The 15,242-nt window shown below is 45.7% G+C and carries 13 protein-coding genes; 11 read left to right on the top strand and 2 right to left on the bottom strand.

The window, feature by feature from the left end; genetic code table 11:
* The first annotated feature begins 15 nt into the window (after positions 1-15).
* The 10 genes from QYF49_RS15820 (at position 16) to QYF49_RS15775 (ending at position 11,614) form a co-directional block, all read left to right on the top strand.
* A complete protein-coding gene (locus QYF49_RS15820) occupies positions 16-1,077 on the top strand; it encodes an SDR family oxidoreductase (RefSeq protein ID WP_290400575.1) in 1,062 nt (353 codons plus the stop codon).
* Positions 1,078-1,087: 10 nt separating this feature from the next.
* A complete protein-coding gene (locus QYF49_RS15815) occupies positions 1,088-2,641 on the top strand; it encodes an aldehyde dehydrogenase family protein (RefSeq protein WP_290400574.1) in 1,554 nt (517 codons plus the stop codon).
* On the top strand, positions 2,638-3,885 hold the full coding sequence (locus QYF49_RS15810; protein ID WP_290400573.1) for an esterase/lipase family protein: 1,248 nt from the start codon (positions 2,638-2,640) through the stop codon (positions 3,883-3,885). Before QYF49_RS15815 ends, QYF49_RS15810 begins: the two co-directional genes overlap by 4 nt.
* A 162-nt stretch (positions 3,886-4,047) precedes the next feature.
* Positions 4,048-5,232, top strand: a complete 1,185-nt coding sequence (locus QYF49_RS15805) for an acyl-CoA dehydrogenase family protein (protein WP_290400572.1) — start codon at positions 4,048-4,050, stop codon at positions 5,230-5,232.
* Positions 5,192-6,418: an acyl-CoA dehydrogenase family protein gene (locus QYF49_RS15800; RefSeq protein ID WP_290400571.1), complete on the top strand. Its 1,227-nt coding sequence runs from the start codon at positions 5,192-5,194 to the stop codon at positions 6,416-6,418. The genes QYF49_RS15805 and QYF49_RS15800 overlap by 41 nt, the downstream gene beginning before the upstream one ends.
* Before the next feature lie 45 nt (positions 6,419-6,463).
* Positions 6,464-6,826 (top strand): SCP2 sterol-binding domain-containing protein, encoded by a 363-nt coding sequence (locus QYF49_RS15795; protein WP_290400570.1) that lies wholly within the window; start codon positions 6,464-6,466, stop codon positions 6,824-6,826.
* A gap of 80 nt (positions 6,827-6,906) precedes the next feature.
* On the top strand, positions 6,907-8,787 hold the full coding sequence (locus QYF49_RS15790) for an AMP-dependent synthetase/ligase (protein ID WP_290400569.1): 1,881 nt from the start codon (positions 6,907-6,909) through the stop codon (positions 8,785-8,787).
* Positions 8,788-9,621 carry an SDR family NAD(P)-dependent oxidoreductase gene (locus tag QYF49_RS15785; protein WP_290400568.1) on the top strand — a complete coding sequence of 278 codons (834 nt, stop codon included), beginning with the start codon at positions 8,788-8,790 and terminating at the stop codon, positions 9,619-9,621. It abuts the gene before it with no gap.
* A 41-nt stretch (positions 9,622-9,662) separates the two neighbouring features.
* A complete protein-coding gene (locus QYF49_RS15780) occupies positions 9,663-10,826 on the top strand; it encodes a thiolase family protein (protein ID WP_290400567.1) in 1,164 nt (387 codons plus the stop codon).
* Positions 10,826-11,614, top strand: coding sequence for an enoyl-CoA hydratase/isomerase family protein (locus QYF49_RS15775; protein ID WP_290400566.1), 789 nt, complete (start codon positions 10,826-10,828; stop codon positions 11,612-11,614). The genes QYF49_RS15780 and QYF49_RS15775 overlap by 1 nt, the downstream gene beginning before the upstream one ends.
* 260 nt (positions 11,615-11,874) lie before the next feature.
* Here QYF49_RS15775 and QYF49_RS15770 read toward each other — a convergent pair whose 3' ends face one another.
* A complete protein-coding gene (locus tag QYF49_RS15770; RefSeq protein ID WP_290400565.1) occupies positions 11,875-12,081 on the bottom strand; it encodes a hypothetical protein in 207 nt (68 codons plus the stop codon).
* Positions 12,082-12,260: 179 nt separating this feature from the next.
* Entirely contained in the window at positions 12,261-13,499 is a 1,239-nt protein-coding gene (locus QYF49_RS15765; protein WP_290400564.1) for an SGNH/GDSL hydrolase family protein, read from the bottom strand.
* Positions 13,500-13,915: 416 nt separating this feature from the next.
* Between QYF49_RS15765 and QYF49_RS15760 the strand changes: the two genes are divergently transcribed.
* Complete coding sequence (locus QYF49_RS15760; protein WP_425589596.1) at positions 13,916-15,241, top strand: FAD-binding oxidoreductase; 1,326 nt, start codon at positions 13,916-13,918, stop codon at positions 15,239-15,241.
* The last annotated feature ends 1 nt before the right edge of the window (position 15,242 follow it).

The raw sequence follows: 15,242 nt of genomic DNA, 5'->3' as shown, positions 1-15,242 counted from the left end.
GAGGGATTTGTCATCATGCAAACGTATTTACTGACAGGCTATCCGGGTTTTTTAGCTTCGAGGCTGCTTGAGGAGTTGATGGAGAGACATGAAGGGGATCATTACGCATTGCTTGTCCATCCCAGTCAATTTGAAAAAGCAAAAAAACTAACGGTGAATAAACGCAATGTTGAACTGTTTCCAGGTGATATTACAAAAAAGGGTTTGAATTTGACTTTTGAACAGGCAGAATGGCTCCGGGAAAATACTGCTTATGTCTTCCACCTCGCCGCGGTCTATGACCTAGCTGTGCCAAAACAAATTGCAGAAGCTGTTAACGTGACTGGGACGGACAATGTCAACCGGTTCGTTCAATCCCTTACCAATTTGAAACGATATATCTATTTTAGTACGGCGTATGTATCCGGACAAAGGACGGGACTTATTAAGGAAGATGAATTGGACGCGGGCCAGACCTTTAAAAATCATTATGAATCTACCAAATTCGCCGCTGAAAGACTGGTTGCAGAGCTCACAGGAGTTACCTACACGATTATACGCCCCGGAGTGGTGGTGGGACATTCACTTACTGGGGAGACCATAAAGTTTGATGGCCCATACTTTATTATGCGGTTTTTAGACCGTATCCGTTATATGCCGATCCCTTATCTAGGTAAATCAGAAGCTTTGTTTAATGTGGTGCCCGCCGATTACATCATTAACGCGACCCTGTGTCTTTCCGAATCCGAAGAAGCTGTTAACCGGGCTTTTCACCTCACAGACCCCTCACCATACGAAAGCCGAGAGCTCTATCGCATGATTTGCGAAGAATTACTAGGCAAAAAACCATCCTGGACGATCTCACCTGCATTTGTTGAATTTGCCCTCTCATTTTCTGCCATCCGGCGTTTATTTAAAGTAGAAAAAGAAGCCCTTGAATATTTTCGCTGCACCTCGCAATATGACGCAAGCCAGGCCAAAGAAGTGCTGGAAAAGCGGGGTGTCCGCTGTCCGGACTTTAAAGATTATGTAGCGAACTTGGTACAGTATTATAAAAATCATCGAATGGATTCTGAAAAACTAATCAACGTCAAATAGGAGGTTCGTTATGGGTACACTAACGGCCGTTAACCCAGCAACAGGGGAAACAATCAGTGAAATGGAGGCTACCCCGCTTGAATCAGCCGGATCCATAATGGCAGATGCTCGGCTGGCTTTTAGATCGTGGAAAAATCTTAGTGTTTCACAAAGAGTAAGCTATTTTAAAGCTCTTCGTTTAACGATGCTTGACTCTCTTGACCATTGTGTGGATGTCATTGCTAAGGATGCGGGTAAGCCGAAAGTGGAAGTCATTACTGCAGAAATCCTGACGACAGCAGAATCCATTAAACACCTTGAGAAGCACGCTGAAAAGCTATTAAAAACAAAAAGAGTAAAAACCCCGATCACACTCCTCGGGAAGAGATCCTATATATCTTATGAACCGAGGGGAACAGTGCTCGTCATCTCGCCGTGGAACTATCCTTTTTCTCTCGCCATGATTCCTGTTCTAAGTGCACTCGTTTCAGGAAACTGTGTGATTTTAAAGCCGTCGGAAGTGACACCGATGATCGGAAGGCTGATGGAATCACTTTTTTTAAAGGCTGGTTTTCCGTCTGGTACCGTCCAGGTGGCACATGGGAAGGGAGACCTCGGCGCGAAGTTAATTGAAGAAAAACCGGATTATATTTTGTTTACGGGTTCAGCAAAAACCGGAAAAATTATTCAAAGGGCAGCAGCTCAATTGTTAATTCCTACTACTCTTGAACTTAGCGGCAAAGACCCGATGATCGTTTATGAGGATGCGAATCTCGAGCGTGCTGCAAAGGGAGCATTGTGGGGAGCACTCACCAACAGCGGCCAGGTGTGTATGTCGATCGAGAGAATTTACGTAGAAGCCAATGTTTACAGGAAGTTTATGAAATTATTAAAAAGTGAAGCGGAAAAACTTTTACATGACGGAAGTGTCGACAGCGACCTCGGTTTCATGACGTTTGAACCTCAGGTAGAGATCGTGAAAGAACACGTAAAGGACGCCGTTGATAATGGCGCGGTTCTTGAGATGGGGAGCCTTCCGGAAAAATGGCCAAAAGAAAAAAACTTTAAGTTGGAGCCTCTCATCCTTTCTAATCTGACTCAGCAAATGAAGGTCATGCAAGAGGAAACGTTTGGTCCGGTGATCTGTGTCCTGCCGTTTAAAGGCGAAGAAGAGGCAATCCGGCTTGCCAATGATTCACCGTATGGATTGAATGCCAGCATCTTTACCCGTGACCTGAAGAAAGCAAAACGAACCGCAGCCAGGCTGGAATCAGGTGCCGTCTGCATAAACGAAGTGATCATATCTTTTGCCAATCCTTACCTCCCGTTTGGGGGTGTGAAGGGAAGCGGCATGGGCCGATATCACGGTGATATCGGCATTGAGATATTCACAGAACCCAAGGCGGTTCTTGTGGATCATGGCTGGAAGAAGTCAGAGGTGAACTGGTTCCCGTATAGAGGGAAATTTCCTCTTTTTTATGATCTTATTCTGGCCTATTACGGCAAACGGAAAAATTGGATGCGCTTTCTCGGGTCTTTCCTGAAGCTGTTGAAAAAATCCTCTATTGAAAGAGGGATGAAATGAAGAAAATCTTAATTGGAGCTATATTGGCTGTATGTTTGTGGATGGGGAATTTTGCACTTCCCGATCAGGCGGCTGCGAGCCCGTCTGCACCAATTAAAAATAATGAACCCATTGTGCTTGTCCACGGCTTGGCCGGCTGGGGAAAAGGGGAATTGGCAGGTTACCTTTATTGGGGAGGACTAAAAGACATCGAACACGATCTAAACCAAAAAGGCTTTAAGACCTATACCTCTGCAGTCGGACCCTTTTCGAGCAACTGGGACAGGGCTGTGGAACTGTATTATTTCGTAAAAGGCGGGACAGTGGATTATGGGGCTGCACATGCCAATAAGTATGGACATGCGAGGTTCGGGAGGACATTTCCCGGCCTTTACAGCCAGTGGAATGAAACTCATAAGGTGCATTTCATTGGCCACAGTATGGGGGGGCAGACGTCAAGAATGCTGGCAGAACTTCTTGAACATGGAAGTGCGGAAGAAAGGCAATATTTCAATTATCATCGAGAAGAGGGCATGTCTCCTTTATACCAGGGAGGGAAGCACTGGGTTAAAAGTGTGGCAAGCATTGGGACACCGCATAATGGCTCAACCTTTGCAGATGAGGACCATCTCATGCCTTATATTAAATCGTTCGTACTTAAGGCTGCCAGTTTATCCGGGAGTACACCTGAGTCGATTGCCTATGACTTTAAACTGGATCAATGGGGATTGAAACGCAAGAAAGAGGAATCATTTATACAATACTCAAATCGCGTTTACAGCAGTCCGATTTGGAACAGTAAAGACATGAGCACATATGATCTGACGACTTACGGGTCTGCAGAAATAAACCAATGGGTAAAAACGCTTCCCGATATCTATTATGTCTCTTACACAGGAAATGCCACTTTTAAGGCGCCGCTTACTGGCTTTGAACACCCATTGCCAACGATGAGCACACTCGTGATTGGATCTGGTTCCTACATTGGCTCCTATTCGAGAAAACACCCCATGCCGGAAATCGATTCATCGTGGTGGGCCAATGATGGATTGGTAAGTGTTACTTCTTCTCGGTTTCCTGCAGGACAGCCGCATCAACCTTTTTGTCAAAGGTTAAAGAAGGGGGTATGGAACGAAATTCCCGTGAATTATGGATGGGATCATATGGACTTTATAGGCATTGACCCCTCTGACCGGATTAGGAATTACAGACTCTATCCATTCTATGAAAAAATAGCCAGGCAGCTATCCGGTGTAAAAGAATAATAGAATATTATTTTATTTTTCAGACAATAATTGTTGAAATTATATATGGGGGATTATATAATGATACCAATACGTACTCGTATCATTTCTAAACTCGAATACCTTTTATTTTTTTGTTTGATACGTACTAATACGTACTAGTATTTTAAAGGAGGAGATCTGTTGATTTCGTTTCAGCCTACCGTGGATGAAATAGCTTTTAGGAATCTTGCCAGAAATTTTGCGAAGGAGAAACTTCGCCCTTTGGCACGCGATTTTGAAGAAAAAAGGCAAGTGTCGGACGAAATATCACGAGGGATTAACGAACTGGGATTTTCGGCTCTCGAACTTCCGGCAGATTGGGACGGCCTTGAACTGCCATTGATCTCACAGGTGCAAATTGTAGAGGCTTTAAGCGCCGGAGATCTTGGCGGCGTCCAGGGATTCAGGGGACCCGGTGAAGCGGCTTCTCTGTTTCGATTGGTCCCTGCTCATCCACTCTTTAATAAAATAAAAAAGACAACAAGAGAAAAAACATGGCCTGCTGTCGCTTTTTTAAATGGCAATAAGCCGAACCATTCGTCATCTCTACGACTGGAATTGCAATCCAGCGGAGGAGGCTATCTTTTAAACGGAACTTCCCGACCGCTTAGAATGGCAAAATACGCTGGCTATCTTTTGGTTGGTTTAAAAGATACTACAGGCGAACAGCTTCTGATTTGGCTTGAAGATCATGGACAATGGAGACTGCTTGAAGGAGATTACCGGCTCGGATTGCTGGCCTCGGGATTCTCAAAAATACAATTTCATGACACCGTCATTACAGACGAACAGGTGCTGGCCAAAGGACACGAAGCAAAGGTGCTGCTTTCACAAATGCTGACAAGAACCAGGGTACTTGAAGCTGCAAAGGAAGTAGGCGCCATGGAAGCAGCATTGGACCATGCGGCAGTTTATACCGCACAGCGTAAGGCATTCGGACAGGAAATCGCCAAGTTTCAAGGCGTATCTTTTACACTCGCAGATATGTCCATTAAAACACAGGCAGCCCGCCATTTAGTCTGGCAGTCTGCACTGAAGGTTGATGATCGTGATCCTGAAGGTGAAGCCGCTTCACAAAGTGCACTCCAATTTGCGCACCAGTCGCTTCGTTTTGTTACAGATTGTGCTGTCCAGCTTCTAGGTGGGCACGGGTATGTTCAGGACTTCCCGGTGGAAAAGTGGATGCGGGATGCCCAGGCGCAGATCATTTTTACGGAAGGAGAAAGCGAGTTGCTGTTGGATCATGGGGAACGGCTGATAGTTGGAGAGGAAAGGGGTGGCCTGCATGATTTCATTCAAAATGTCGCCGCATCAAATCCAGGTTAAGGAGGTTGTCCATTGGTTTGCTGAAAATGAGATGCGTCCGATATCATTGGCTTCCGATCAGCACAAAAGGGTGCCTGATGAGTGGCTGGAAAACATCAATCAGCTTGGAATCCAGCTCAGTACGTCCTCCTTCGGAGATTCAGACAGCACCAGCGAAGAATCAGATCAGACGGAGAAAAGAAAAAAATCAGAACGACAGGGAAACAGATTGGCCGTAATAGCTGCTGAAGAGCTTGGCTGGGGAGATCCTGCCATTGCGCTGACTCTTCCGGGCCCGGGCCTAGGCGGTCCTCCAGTGCAGGCCAGTGGGACTCCTGAACAAAAACGGCGTTTTATGTCTATCTTTTCAAGAGACGAACCGCCTAGATGGGGAGCATATGCGTTAACTGAGCCTGAAGCCGGATCAGATGTTTCAGGGTTGAAGACTACTGCTGTTAAAACGAACGGAGGCTACATTTTAAACGGGCAAAAGGTCTTTATTACGAACGGTGCCCGCGCTTCCTGGGTTGTTGTATTTGCCACAGTGGACCAAAAATCAGGGCGTGCCGGGCACAGGGCATTTGTCGTAGAAAAGGGAACACCCGGTTTTAGCTGCACAAGGCTGGCAGATAAAATGGGTCTCCGAGCTTCTGAAACCGCAGAGCTTCTTCTCGAAGATTGTTTTGTGCCAGAGGAAAACCTTCTTGGGGGTGAATCCTACTATGAAGAGAAAAGTGCGGGTCATACCGGATTTCGTGTGGCCATGCAAACCTTTGACAATACCCGTCCTATTATTGCCGCTATGGCTACGGGGATAGCGAGGGCTGCTTTTGAATACACACTTGATTTCGTACAGCATGAATATCCAAAACACGGCCGCTCTTTCCATACAGCTTCAACAATTCTGGCAAAAGCGCAGCAGGAAATTGATGCATCAAGACTTCTGACCTGGGAGGCAGCATGGAAAGCGGATATGGGTAAGCCCAATGCAAAAGAAGCAGCGATGTGTAAAAGTTTTTCCGGCACCATTTCTCTTGGAGTGTGCAGCAGATGTCTTGAGGTCTTGGGGCCGGACGGCGTCGAAGGGCATCTTGTTGAAAAGCTTTACCGGGATGCAAAGATTTTTGATATTTTTGAAGGCACGAATCAAATACAGCATTTAATCATAGCGCGTCACCTGTATGAACCGCTTGGAGTACGCATCTAGATTAATAGATCTTTAACCTTATCTAATTAAAGGAGGAAACGTAACATGGCAAAGGCAATTGAGGAATATTCTGTACAGGAAACAGGACAAAAAATCGAACAGGTGCTGAATGAAAATCCTGAGCCCATTAAGGAGATGAATGTAATCTATCAATATGACATCACAGATGAGGATTACTCTTTTCAGCTGCATTTGGCTGACGGAACAGCAAAGGTATCAGTAGGATCTCCTGACAAGGCAGACTGCACAATCCAGATGTCTTTTCCAGATTTTAAGAAGATGCTGCTTGGAAAATTAAACGGAACCGTTGCTTTCATGTCGGGAAAACTGAAGATCAGGGGCGATATCGGGAAAGCGATTAAAATAGAGAGCGTTTTGCGCCAGTACAACGTTGTTGATCACTTGTAGCAGCTGGCCGGCAGCTTCACAAAAGAACTCGAGAGCTATGGACGAGGTGGGGAGGAACAGTTCCTGTTTGGAGGTGTTTCATGAAAGCTGAAAATCTAGTTGAAATGGTCAAGTATTCGGTAGATCGGTATTTTGATAGAACTGCTCTCATGTGGAAGAGCAAGGGGCAATTTGAAAGCATGACCTACGGGGAGTTTTGGGGGAGAATCCGGAATACAGCGGCTGGACTGGCGCTGCTTGGTGTAGGGACAGGTGATAAAGTAGCCATTCTTTCTGAAAATAACCCGGTGTGGCCAATTTGCGATCTTGCTATCATGAGCCTCGGAGCTGTTAGTGTTCCGGTCCACGCTGCTCTTCCGCAAGATCAGGTTGCTTTTATTATCAATAATTCAGAGTGTAAGGCGGTTATCGTACAAAATGATGCACTGCTCCGAAAGGTAAGCACCGCAGAGACGGGAGTTCTCTTCATTATCGTAATGGAGCCGGACGAAGGTCATCATGACACTGGACAGGTTTTTACGTATGAAATTCTCATGAAAATGGGTGGGGATCATCCGCTGCAGATGTGGGAAGAGATGTGGAAACACATCGACAGGATGCAGCTGGCCACCATTATTCATACATCAGGCACAACCGGGCATCCAAAGGGTGCGATGCTGACGCACGGGAATATTTTATCAAATGTGGAAGGCGTGCAGTTTTGGGTACTGGAAGCCAGGCCAACCGATGTCCTGCTTTCACACCTTCCGTTATCTCACGTTTTCGAACGGATGGCGGGACAATTTGTTCCGCTATCTGCGGGATCTGCCATCGCTTATGCGGAGAGTATGGAGAAGGTGTCTGAGAACCTTCTCGAAGTGAGACCCACTGTACTTGTAAGTGTGCCGCTCCTTTTAGAAAAAGTGTATACGAGGGTTCAAGAAAAAATTGAAGCGGGGACTCCCCTGCGAAGAAAAATTTTCAGCTGGGCATTAGGAGTCGGTATGAAACGGTATGAGGGTTATGTCACGCAATCGGTGGATGAGATCATGAAACAAGGATCTGTTCCCAAAGCGTTACGAAGAAAATGGGCACTTGCTAATTGGCTTGTCTATAAAAAGGTTAAAAAACAACTAGGTGGCCGGCTCAGGGGGCTAATTTCCGGGGGCGGTGCGCTCAGTCCTGAAATCGGGAGATTCTTTTGGGCGATCGATTTGCCTGCCCTTGAAGGCTATGGGCTGACTGAAACTTCGCCAGTGATTGCAGCTAATCCTATGATACGGACGAAAGTGGGCACGGTAGGTAAAATCCTTCCTAACCTGGAAATGCGTTTGGCACCTGATGGAGAGGTGATGGTTAGGGGCCCGAGCGTGATGACAGGCTATTACAATAATGAAAAGGCAACAAGGGAGGCATTCAGGGACGGCTGGCTGTTGACAGGAGATCTTGGGAAACTGGACGGAGACGGGTTCCTCTCGATCGTCGATCGAAAGAAGAGGATCATCGTCCTGAAAACAGGGAAAAATGTGGCTCCTCAGCCTGTGGAAAATGCCATCAATTTAAGCTCCTATATCGAAAATTGTGTTTTGATCGGCCAAAATCAGAAATACGTCATTGTTCTCGTTACTCCTGATTTTTCGGTCCTAGTGCCGTGGGCAAAGAAGAGAGGTTGGCCTGATCATTATGAAGCGATCGTCAGAAACGAAGAAGTACAGAAATTATTGCGGAGAGAAGTCGATGAGCGCACAAAAAAGTTTCCGCGTTATGAACAACCGAAAAAAGTGGTCATCCTGGGGGATGAATGGACAACCGGTACAGGAGAGCTAACGCCCTCGTTAAAGGTCCGCCTGCCGGTAATCGAGGAAAAATATAAGAATATCATTAAAAAGGTCTATGCTGAAGAACACCCAGTGGCAGCCAGCAGTGCAGCTGATGAGATTGCAGTGGGTTTGACTATGCATCAATCAGGGAGGGATGAATAGATGAAATTGCCGCTAGAAGGGAAGGTGGCTTTCGTAACAGGAGCTTCAAGAGGATTGGGCAGGGTAGATGCTCTTGCATTGGCTGAAGCAGGCGCTGACGTCATCGTGACTGATATTCTTGTGGAAGATGATGAAAATCTGGATGAAACGTCAGAGAGGCTGGGTCCCGTCGCGCAAGTAATGACCATGACCAAAAAAATATTTACAAAAACGACAATGGAACAAATTAAACAAATGGGGCGCAGGTCGGCCGCTTTTCGAATGGACGTGACGAACCGTGAAGAAGTTAGCAGGGTTATGGCCGAGGTGAATGAACAATTCGGGCATATAGATATCCTGATCAATAACGCAGCCACTCTTGATCACACGGTTAAGCTCGAGGATCAGAATGATGCGTATTGGGAACGAGACCTTTCCGTTAATTTAACCGGGGCTTACAACTGCTGTAAAGCGGTCTGGCCATATATGAAAAAACAAAAGCGCGGCCGTGTGATCAACATGGCATCGGTAGCCGGGACACACGGCGGTTATGGACAAGCAAGTTATTCCACAACAAAGGCAGGAATTTTGGGCCTTACTCGGACACTGGCATTGGAAGGGGCAAGATACAATATTACTGTAAACGCTATTGTGCCAGGGATCATTAATACAGAGGCGTTCCAGATGACCAATCCGGATATGCGGGAACGGATGATTGCAAGAACGGCCCTTAAACGTCCGGGTGAACCCGAAGATATTGCCCATGCGATAACGTTTTTGGCGTCTGATCAAGCGAACTATATAACCGGTGCAGGCCTTCCTGTAGCAGGAGGAATTGATTTATTCACCTTTTAAACAACAATACAGCGACATCTTAAAAATTCGAAAATGAAAGGATGAGGATGTTGGCGGACAGGGATGCGGTCATTATTGATGCCGTTCGAACTCCCATCGGCAGAAAAAAAGGGTCACTGTCAGGAACCCGCCCGGATGAGATGGCGGCGTCCGTTTTAAAAGAATTGGTTTCCCGTAATCACTTAAACCCGGCGGAGGTGGAAGATATTAAAATGGGATGTGTAACGCAAATCGATGAACAGGGGGCAAATATCGGCCGTATGGCGGGCCTCATTGCCGGATTTCCAGTGGAGGTATGCGGAGTAAGCGTCAACCGGATGTGTGCTTCGAGTCTGGAAACGCTCGCCCAAGGGACTCATGCCATTATGGCCGGAATGTCAGACTGTGTGATTGCAGCAGGAGTTGAGAGCATGAACCGGGTGCCGATGGGAAGCGATGGGGGAAATTACAGCCCTCACCTTCTCGATCAGTATACGATCATTCCACAAGGGTTTTCCGCTGAATTGATTGGCGAGAGATGGGGTATTACCCGAACTGAGATGGATGAGTTCTCGTTTATAAGCCATCAGAAGGCTCTGAAAGCACAAAATGAGCGGTGGTTTGACCATGAGATTGTTTCGATTGAAGGCCGGAGTGCTGAAGGTGAACAGTTCTTGTTGGAAGTAGATGAAACGGTTAGGCCGGACACAACGAAGGAAGCCTTGGCAAACCTTCGTCCTTCTTTTCGACCGGACGGCCATATAACAGCGGGAAATTCGAGCCAGATCAGCGATGGTTCTGCGGCTGTTCTTCTGGCATCAAGAAAAAAGGCTGTGGAAATTGGCTTGAAGCCGCGTGCCAGGATTGTAGCGACCGCGCTTGCCGGGGTTGATCCGGAAATCATGCTGACAGCAATTATTCCTGCTACAGATAAAGTTTTGAAAAAGGCAGGCCTGGCCCTCACGGAGATCGATGTATTTGAAGTGAACGAGGCATTTGCATCCGTTGTATTGGCATGGCAAAGGGAAACGGGTGCCGATCCTGGTAAAATCAATCCAAACGGAGGAGCCATTGCTTTAGGACACCCGCTCGGTGCAAGCGGTGCAAGGATCATTGCAACGATGACGAATGAACTGGAGCGCAGAAATGGAAGATTCGGTCTGGCCACCATGTGTATAGGCTTTGGGATGGCGGTTGCGGTGATCATAGAAAGGGAGGCGGAATAATGAATAAAACCGAAAAACAAGGTTTGCTTGAGCTAAAGGAGAACGTGGCTCTTATCACCATTAACCGGCCTCCTGCCAATGCGCTTAATAATGAAACATTATATGAACTTCAAGCCGTGTTTCGTCAACTGGAGCTTAATCCTAATGTCGGTGCAATCGTTCTGACCGGTTCAGGAGAAAAAAACTTCTCTAGCGGAGCGGATATTTCCGAGTTTGGGGAAATGGCGGATAGAGGCACCGCAGACGTTACACTTAACCGCATGCATGATTTTTTCAATTATATTGAAAGGTTTCCTAAACCGGTTATTGCCTGTATTAATGGAAAAGCGCTGGGCGGCGGAAATGAATTGCAAATGGCGTGCCACCTGTCCATCGCCTCCGATACGGCAGAACTTGGTCAGCCTGAGATCCGGCTTGGGATAATGCCAGGTTATGGCGGCACACAGCGTCTTCCACGGCAGATTGGGCAGCGCAGGGCCTTGGAACTCCTGTTGACCGGAGATCGAATTTCTGCTCAAAAAGCAGCAGATCTAGGTCTGATCAATCGGATTGTCCCACAGGAACGGCTGTTGGATGAAGCGTTGAAATGGGCGAAACAGCTCGCAGACGGACCGCCTTTGGCGATGAAAGGCATCCTTGATGCGGTTTACCGAGGATCCGAGGTTCAATTGGATGAAGGTATGGAAATTGAACGAAATAATGTAAAAAGAGTGATGACATCAGAAGACGCAGTAGAGGGTGTCATGGCGTTCTTTACTAAGAGAGGGCCGAAGTTCAAAGGGCGGTAATTTATTTTATTAGTAAGTCGCTTAACGATATAAACCTAGAAAACAAAACCCAGCACGTTAAGCTGGGTTTTTACCATTTTCAACATTACTATGGAGGTGATTAAGCGCGTGAAAGAGAAGTCTAATCATAATAATGATGAATAAGTGAGGAGTTGTCAGGTTATATGATGAGTAAAAAATGATAAGGAAGAAGCGTTTCTTTGATTCCTTTGAAAATGAAACATGCTGCCACCATCCTATACAAATTGAATATGCGCCTATCACATCATTTCATCATGTTGCAGAACGTCAATTTCCTCAACCTTCCCCTTTCCGCGGGCCTCCTTAATAGAGGCATTCAGATATATGGGAATTCCATGTTCTCTCACTTTGGCCACTTTCTCTAAATCCCGTGCTGCAATATGAGATCCCTGTTCAATCGGTGATGTAGAATATAAAAGAACAGGCGGCTTGTCTCCTTTTTTCAATGAGAAAGATCCCGAATGTCGTTCATACAAAACCGAGCGAGCCCAGTACCGGAAAGAAATAATGTACAGAGGGTTTGTGCAAAAGTGTACTGACCTAAAATTACATCCGGCTGTTTTCATCTAGGCAAGTAAATAAGCCCTTATGGTGGGCTGTGTACCCACACAAAAGAGCTTTTATATCACTCAAGTAGTGCAATGTCAATTCCGTTGGCCATTGCCTGGAATCCAGCATCACTTGGATGCAGATGATCACCCGAGTCAAAAGCAGGCAGCAGGCGTTTTGGATCTGCCGGGTCTTGGATCATCCGTTCAAAATCAATCACTTCGTCAAATGCCCCGCTTGTACGTATCCAATGATTAACCTCTTCTCTCGTTTTTTCTCCTTCTTCTGTAAAGTAGTTAGCGATGGTTGTCCCCCGAAAAGGTGTGAGTGTTCCCCCATAGACCTTGATTCCTTTCGCGTGTGCCTTGTCAATGATCTGCTGCATTCCGGCAATAATTTTGCTGGAATCGAACTCGTGTGGATCCTGTCCAATATCATTTATGCCTTCTAAGACAATCATATCGGTTACGCCAGGTTGCTCAAGTACATCATGGTTCAATCGATCGAGCGCCTTTTCACCAAAAATAGGAGAATCCCGAAGAATTCGATTGCCTGAAATACCTGAATTGATAACTGAAATTGAACGATGCTTGTACTTCTCTTGCAGTCTCTGATCAAAGTAATCTCCCCAGCTGCGGTTAGGATTCGAGGTGAATCCATAACTATCCGTGATGGAATCTCCCAACGTGATAATGACACGTGTTTTTTTATCCTTAGCGGCAACATCGATCCCTTCCATCCAAAACCAGTTTTTAAAGCCTTTTGTAAAGGAAGTACTCTGGTTTTCCGAAGTGTGATCACCCTGTTCTGATACATAGGTTGTTCGTTTTGATAGGGGATGCCAAGTCGTTGGCCCTGTGGCAGAGTGTGTATAGACGGATACAGTCAAATCTTGATTCTCTTTTACTTCAAAATCTACACTGTCACTGCTGATTTCCCTTCCCACAGGTATGACTGTGCGTTTCTTACCTTTAAAGGTAACCATACGTCCCGTTTTTGGTACCGTCTCAGCACCGGTTGCCGAATGAGCGAGTAATACTTTATCCAGCACCAAAGGCTTCACTCCATAAAGGTTAGAAAAACGCAGCCTGACATCTTTACCTCCTTGATTAGGATTTACAATCATCCGAATGGTTTGGTTCTTAAATCCATCGTGAGAAACACCGGATTCACGTGGCATCTGCTGGCTGGCTCCCCACGAAGCGATCCACTGATGGTGATTTGCCTGGGACGTATCGGCTGAAGCAATGGAGCATCCAGCCATAAGTCCAACAGCAGCAATGATTGAAAGAATCGAATGTTTAAGTTTATGCATGCAAAACAACCTCCCATCTAAATTTAAGACAATATAATTTTTAAGTATTCGAATAGTTTTGTCAATTTACGCAAAAATTGATTAAGGGCAGAGTGTAGTCGGTGCCAAAGAAAGTGTGGAGCTCAGGGATAACGGTCAATGTCCTAAATGACCTCATAATGGAGAAGAAAACCACGAATGAAGGGCAAGGACGTATCAAGAGTTAATTTAGCTCATCTAATAAAAAAACATGAATAATACCCATATCATTGGCTGATTTAATTAAATATTTAAAATTTTTTGGTAAATACATTGAAAAAAGAGGTTCATGATGGTTTAATGAAGTTAAATTTAAAACCTGATGCTATGAAGACTATTTTTTTTAAGATTATTCGAAACAGTGTTTCTTATTACCAAACAACAGGAGGTGTAAAGTATTGATCACGACCTCATTACACACGGATCTAAACTCCCTTTTACCTGAAGGTCAAATTATAACAGGTGAAAGCAAAAGCCATCCCCTGGGGAACGGGGGTTTCATCACTGTATTTCCAAAAACCGAAAAAGAAATCGAAAGAGTGTTGAAATATGCCAATGGTTATGAGAAAAAAGTTTGCGTTCAAGGGGGAGGAACGAAAAGAGGATTCGGTGGACTAATGGAAACGGCGGATATCTTGCTTTCATTATCGAAATATAAAGGCATTGTAGAACATACAGCTGGCAATATGACCATCACCGTGAAAGCAGGTACCCCTTTTCATGAATTGCAAACTTACTTAGCAGAGCATCAACAGAAGGTTTCACTGGATCCGGCTTGGCCCGAATACGCAACCATTGGCGGTATCATCGGTGCAAATGAAAGCGGTCCCAAGCGGCTCGGCTATGGTTCACCAAGGGATGTTGTCATCGGACTTCAAATGGTCTATCCCAATGGTTCAATGATTCGAACCGGTGGAAAAGTCGTAAAAAATGTTGCGGGCTATGATATGAACAAGCTCTTTATCGGGTCAATGGGAACGCTGGCCGTTATCTCTGAAGTTACACTCAAACTCCGTCCGCTTGCAAAGTATGAAAGTCTGATGCTTTTGGCCTTTCCGGAAGGAAAATTCGAGTCTATTCGTTCATTTGTCACTAGTCTTTTAGAATCGATGATGGAACCCGCCGCACTTGAATTGTTGACTCCATCCTTATCCGAAACCTTGACCGGAAAAAAATGTTATACATTAGCCATCAGCTTCGAGGATGTGGAAAGCGCTGTCCATTACCAGGAGGAATTTGTTAGGAGCATTCAGCCGGTCCAAACGAATTTGGACATTTTGCACCAAAAAGAAGCCGGGGCCTTTTGGGAGAAATTATATACCATCGGACCGAATGGAGCGATTGATTCAACTGCTAAAGAAACAGAAGCAGCGGTCAAAATTGGTGTGACGAACCTGGATGGTCTTCATGTATTAAAGGAAAGCGCTCTTATGCAAGACAGCCACAACCTGGTAATTGAGGGACATGCCGGATTAGGACATGGTTTATGCCAAGTGAATCTAAAAGGTGCGAGCGACGATGTCCTGCAGGCGATTCTTCAACTAAGAAAATTTGTTGAACAGTTAAACGGATATCTCATTGTTAGACATCTGCCTTACGTACTCCGGCAGCAATTGAGTGTTTGGGGGGAACAGCCGTGCCATTTCTATTTGTTTGAAGGAATTAAAGCCAAAGTCGACCCAAATAGAATTCTTAATGATCAACGATTTGTGGGAGGGATTTAAA

Origin of the sequence: Fictibacillus terranigra, from assembly GCF_030412265.1 — a bacterium.
Taxonomy (GTDB): Bacteria; Bacillota; Bacilli; order Bacillales; family Fictibacillaceae; genus Fictibacillus_C; species Fictibacillus_C terrinigri.
This window is presented reverse-complemented; position numbering and strand designations above follow the sequence as displayed.

Coding starts and splice junctions, on each gene's coding strand:
- QYF49_RS15815 (WP_290400574.1), top strand. CDS start 1,088: ATGGGTACACTAACGGCCGTTAACCCAGCAACAGGGGAAACAATCAGT.
- QYF49_RS15800 (WP_290400571.1), top strand. CDS start 5,192: ATGATTTCATTCAAAATGTCGCCGCATCAAATCCAGGTTAAGGAGGTT.
- QYF49_RS15765 (WP_290400564.1), bottom strand. CDS start 13,499: ATGCATAAACTTAAACATTCGATTCTTTCAATCATTGCTGCTGTTGGA.
- QYF49_RS15810 (WP_290400573.1), top strand. CDS start 2,638: ATGAAGAAAATCTTAATTGGAGCTATATTGGCTGTATGTTTGTGGATG.
- QYF49_RS15775 (WP_290400566.1), top strand. CDS start 10,826: ATGAATAAAACCGAAAAACAAGGTTTGCTTGAGCTAAAGGAGAACGTG.
- QYF49_RS15785 (WP_290400568.1), top strand. CDS start 8,788: ATGAAATTGCCGCTAGAAGGGAAGGTGGCTTTCGTAACAGGAGCTTCA.
- QYF49_RS15790 (WP_290400569.1), top strand. CDS start 6,907: ATGAAAGCTGAAAATCTAGTTGAAATGGTCAAGTATTCGGTAGATCGG.
- QYF49_RS15780 (WP_290400567.1), top strand. CDS start 9,663: ATGAGGATGTTGGCGGACAGGGATGCGGTCATTATTGATGCCGTTCGA.
- QYF49_RS15795 (WP_290400570.1), top strand. CDS start 6,464: ATGGCAAAGGCAATTGAGGAATATTCTGTACAGGAAACAGGACAAAAA.
- QYF49_RS15820 (WP_290400575.1), top strand. CDS start 16: ATGCAAACGTATTTACTGACAGGCTATCCGGGTTTTTTAGCTTCGAGG.